Source organism: Helicobacter sp. MIT 01-3238, from assembly GCF_003364135.1.
Taxonomy (GTDB): Bacteria; Campylobacterota; Campylobacteria; order Campylobacterales; family Helicobacteraceae; genus Helicobacter_B.
In genome coordinates this window covers 1-4,766 of the sequence record NZ_NXLN01000047.1, presented here as the reverse complement: position 1 = coordinate 4,766, position 4,766 = coordinate 1, and the positions used below count along the sequence as shown (strand labels likewise).

Sequence of the window (4,766 nt, the reverse complement as noted above, 5' to 3'; positions counted from 1 at the left end):
CAACTGCCAACAATGCAAACGCAAGCACTTCCGTCATTACTAAAGAAACTGTGCTTCGCTTGTTTTGCGAGCGAGCAAAGCGAGCGTGGCAATCTATAAGTCAAACACGCTTGACGCAAAAAATAGATTGCCACGAATTTGCTAACACAAATTCTCGCAATGACGAACAATCAGCTCGTAATGAGTAAAGACTTACCCACCCCCAAACCCCCTCCGCAAGGGAGGGGGTTTAAAGAGAGTCAAACACTCTCACTTTAAAAAAGTGGATTCAAGGGAGGTGGCTTTTTGAAGTCGCACTCCACGCTTGCAATGAAAAGTCAATCGTCATTGCGAGAAAATCCGCAAGGATTTTCGTGGCAATCCATACAAAAAAACAAAAAGATATAGATTACCACGAATCGCTACGCAAGTCTCGCAATGACAAAAAAATCAATCCACCCAAAAACACAACCCCAAAAATAATCCCAAACCCAATCCAAAATCACGCAACCCCAAAATCACACAAGCCCCTAAAACCAATGCGCGAAGCGCAATGAAAATGCTGTGCTTACGCCACTGCTAGCTTGAGAGCTAAAGCCAGCGAAAAATACGCCTGTGTAGTTTAGACTAAGTTCGCTATTTTTTTGCAATACCCATATCGCGCTTAAGTCTAGATTTGCATAGAGTGGTGGCAGTGGGATTACAGCAGTGTCATTATTGCCCGCGTAAGAGAAGCTAGCTTTGTTTAGATTGTGTAAGATATTGTATTTTGCGCCGATTGTCACGCTAGTTTTAAAGGTATTTTTCCAGCTTTTGTAGTATTTCACACTTGCCATTAGTTGTGGGAAATGCCAAAAATGCCTGCCATAGCTTTCATTTGTGGATTCTATCCTAAAGCCATCTAGGCTTAGCATATCATAGCTTAGCCCGATTTCAGGCGAAATATAGGAGTTTTTCCTCACAAAAAAGTGTGTTATCCCGCCACGCACATCTGCCCCTAGTGAGTAGGCAAGTGGCTTAAAATCCTGCGTAGCACCAAGTGCGACAAAGGATAGATGAGGCATTTCTAGGCTAGTGTGCAAGCTAGATTTGACATACCATTCTGCTGGTTTGCTACTAAATGGATAAGTTTTAAACAGATTTGCACCTACTTGGAGGCTATTTGTTTGGATATTGATATTTGTGGCAGTGAGTTTGTTATCAAGGTTTGAAAACTCATAGCCTAGATAGCCACCAAAGACGCCTTTGCCTTGTAAGTTTTTTTGGATACCAACTATTGCGCCACCTGCCCACTCTGTGGTGGTGCTTGTGCTATCGCCTAGAGTGGTGCTATGTGCGCCATAAGGCAGGATAAATGCCCGCGTATTTCGCTCTCTCTCATAGGAGATAAACATTCTATCAAGCTGGTCGATTAGCTCGTAAGTATTGTAGCCTTTTGTTAGATTTACTCCTTTGCTTTGTCGCAGTGTATTTTTGGCGAGTTTATCACGCATTTTATCTAGCTGCTTTTGGTCGCGTTTTTGTTGCTTGGAGTATTTGGAGCTACGATTTGTAAGGCGAGCCATATCATCTTTTAGCATTTTATACTCGGTGTCTTGCTCGGCTTTGTAGTTCGCTCTAAAGCTCTTTGTCGTCATAGAGTCTAGTATATTTTGTGTCATCGTAGCGCGGCGCATAAATGAGAGAGTGATATTTTTTAGTATAGCAGCACCATAGCTTGTGGTTACATCTGGGGATAGGGAAAATCCTGTTCCGCCGTCTCTATTGTGGATTATGTTTAGCCCGGGTGCGGCTAGCACATTGCGAGAATTAAATTTTCCATTTCCCTTGCTATTTGTAACGATACTATTATAGTTGTAGGTTTTGTCGCGCTCGCCACCTTGAGCGAGGCTTACGACAACACTTCCATTTATATTGGTTATCGTGGGTCCTGTGCTATCCACATAGAGATGTTCTTTTTTGGTATAGTCTGTATCTTTTGCATCATTCCACACACTTGCCGTGCTAGCAAGGCGGATAGAGAAGTTATTTAGATTTAGGTTTTGTATCGTGCCACTGCCATTGATATGCCCTAGCGAGCCACCATTTAGGTTTAGGTTGCTAAATGTGCCGCCACTCACGGTTAGCGTGTTTAGAGAGCCATCGGCGTTTATGTTTAGATTTACTAGTGAGCCTCCGCTTATGGTTAGGGTATTTAGCGTGCCTCTAGAGCTTATGCTAAGGGTTGGGATACTTCCGCCACTTAAATTCAAAGTATTGATTTTGCCACCATTTTGTATGTCTAAATCGTTGATTAGTCCGCCTCTTTGCTCTAGAGTATTTATAGTGCCATATATGAGGGTTTTGGTTCGGATTGTGCCACTATTTGTCATAGTGTTTATAGTGGCGGGGGGGTGCACGATAAGGGAAGCACCACTTTTAAAACCTTGTGTAAGCCCCCCCCTACCTGCAAAACCAGAAATTAATTCGCCATCTTGCTCTATGGTAAAACTTTGTGTCGTGCCAGAGCGGAAATTAAACCCACCAAATCGCCCTGTAAAATACTGAATAGTATTTGGTCGTTGCTGTCTTTTTAGCGTGATTGATTCCATATTTTGCTCGACTATGACAAACTCTGCCCAATTGTTGCCTACGGCACTTATGAGAGCGGAATTATTCGGCGCGGTAACCCAAGTGGTAGCACCACTCAATCGATAATATAAAGCATTTCCTGTTACTTGAATGCGATATGGAGAATTTTGTAGCCTGCTTGCATCAACGCTTGGCTGCTGCCATACGGTGATATAGCCTGCATACGCAAAATGTGGTAGCCCTAAAACGAGAGAGAGAGAGAGAGAGTGATTAGAGATTTTCTTTTAGCGAGTATCGCTTGCTTCATTGTGAGATTCCTTTTTGTAGTTTTGGGTTTTGACAATTACTTGGCAAAAAATAGACAAATGCTAAATAAATATAGCTTAAGAAAGAATTAAATGCTAAATAAAAATATAAAAATACAGCAAGTGCAAGCTGTGCAAAATCTAGCGTTTGCCAAAAAGCTAGCTACTAAAAAAGCTAAATAATGCTAATTGATAAAAAAATGCTAAAATTTGTGGATTTTATCATTTTTTTGCGCGTGGATTTTGCGATTTGGCGCGTGGATTTTGCGCGGATTTAGGTAAAACTCCAAAAGATAAGGGATAGATATGGATTTTTCGGTAATGATTTTAGCCGCTGGGGCTGGCACTCGTATGCGCTCATCTAAGCCAAAAGTATTGCACTTACTTTGTGGCAAGCCGATGATTTTTTATATCGTCCGTGAGGCACTAGCTGTGAGTGGGGATGTGCATATCGTGCTATATCATCAAAGGGAAATGATACAATCCTACCTGCAAGAGTGCCTAAAAAGTGGCGAGCTAAAGGGGAATCTAACCTTTCACATACAAAATCATAGAGATTTCCCCGGGACAGGCGGGGCGTTTTTTGAGAGCGGTGGCGATTTGGGCAGTGGTGGCAAAAAAATCATAGACTTTGCATATCCTCGCGTAGTGGTGCTAAATGGCGATACACCGCTTATCACAAAAAAAAGCATAGAAAAACTAGCAAAATCTAGCTTGCAAGATACTAGCGACTGCTCTGCTAAAAACGCCTCTGCCAAAGCCGCCACCAAAATCACCATAAGCACGATGAGGCTAGAAAATCCACAAGGCTATGGACGCATAATCTTTGAGGGCGAATCTATCAACGCCATAGTAGAGGAAAAAGACTGCACGAAGGAGCAAAAACTCCTAAATATCGTAAATGCTGGAATCTACGCGTTTGATAGAGAGATTTTGAGCGAGTTTTGCCCCAAAATCTCTAATGACAATGCGCAAAAAGAGTTTTATCTCACAGATGTCATCGCACTAGCGCGAAAAAGTGGCGTGCGTATCGGGGCGTTTGAGGGGTGTAGAGATGAGTTTATGGGGGTAAATACCAAAAACGAGCTAGCAAAGGCAGAGGAAAAAAAGCTAGAAATATTTCGCAATGAAGCGATGAAAAATGGTGTGATAATGCACCTGCCAAGTAGCATATATATCGAAGAGGGCGTGGAGTTTGAGGGAGAGTGCGAGCTAGAAAATGGCGTAGTAATCAAAGGAAAATGCCTAATAAAAGATAGTATCATCAAGTCCCACAGCGTGGTAGAATCTAGCAAAATCATCTCTAGTGATATTGGACCATTTGCACATATCCGACCAAAAAGCGTGATAGATTCTACACATATAGGGAATTTTGTGGAAACAAAGGCGGCGGATTTGCGCGGGGTGAAAGCTGGGCATCTAAGCTATCTAGGGGACTGTGAGATAGGGCGGGGAAGCAATGTAGGAGCTGGTGTCATCACTTGCAACTATGACGGCAAAGCAAAGCACAAAACGCGTGTGGGAGAAAATGTATTTATCGGTAGCGATACGCAGCTAGTCGCCCCTGTGAATGTCGAATCTAGCGTGCTTATCGCGGCTGGCTCTACTATCACAAATGACATAAAGAGCGGGGATTTGGCGATTTCTCGTGTGAAGCAGATAAATAAAGCGGGGTTTTTTAAGAGATTTTTCGGGGATAAGTGAGAGGGTTTGTGAAAGGGGGTTTGTGGGATATATTTGCGGGGGTAAGTTTGGGGTAAATTTGTGGCGGGGATTTTTGCTTTTTTGAGATAAGTATTGGTAGTTTTTGTTATTTACATTTGGTGCTGCTGTGGGTTCAGTATTCGTTGTGTGTGTTGGGGGCGGCGTGCGTTCAGACAAAATAACGGATGCTGCACTTGAGTGCTACGG

General features: G+C 42.8%; 4 protein-coding genes. 3 read left to right on the top strand and 1 reads right to left on the bottom strand.

Annotation, left to right across the window (positions count from 1 at the left end; genetic code table 11):
• A partial coding sequence (locus CQA40_RS11350) for a hypothetical protein (RefSeq protein ID WP_181882932.1) occupies positions 1-188 on the top strand: 188 nt, incomplete at its 5' end.
• Positions 189-353: 165 nt separating this feature from the next.
• Positions 354-536, top strand: a complete 183-nt coding sequence (locus CQA40_RS10615) for a hypothetical protein (protein WP_115520801.1) — start codon at positions 354-356, stop codon at positions 534-536.
• Here the strand turns inward: CQA40_RS10615 and CQA40_RS10610 are convergent.
• A complete protein-coding gene (locus tag CQA40_RS10610; protein ID WP_147290211.1) occupies positions 510-2,669 on the bottom strand; it encodes an autotransporter domain-containing protein in 2,160 nt (719 codons plus the stop codon). The genes CQA40_RS10615 and CQA40_RS10610 overlap by 27 nt on opposite strands.
• A 492-nt stretch (positions 2,670-3,161) precedes the next feature.
• Here CQA40_RS10610 and glmU point away from each other — a divergent pair, with 492 nt between their 5' ends.
• The gene (gene glmU / locus CQA40_RS10605) at positions 3,162-4,559 is read left to right on the top strand and encodes a bifunctional UDP-N-acetylglucosamine diphosphorylase/glucosamine-1-phosphate N-acetyltransferase GlmU (protein ID WP_115520799.1); all 1,398 of its coding nucleotides are present in this window, start codon (positions 3,162-3,164) and stop codon (positions 4,557-4,559) included.
• The last annotated feature ends 207 nt before the right edge of the window (positions 4,560-4,766 follow it).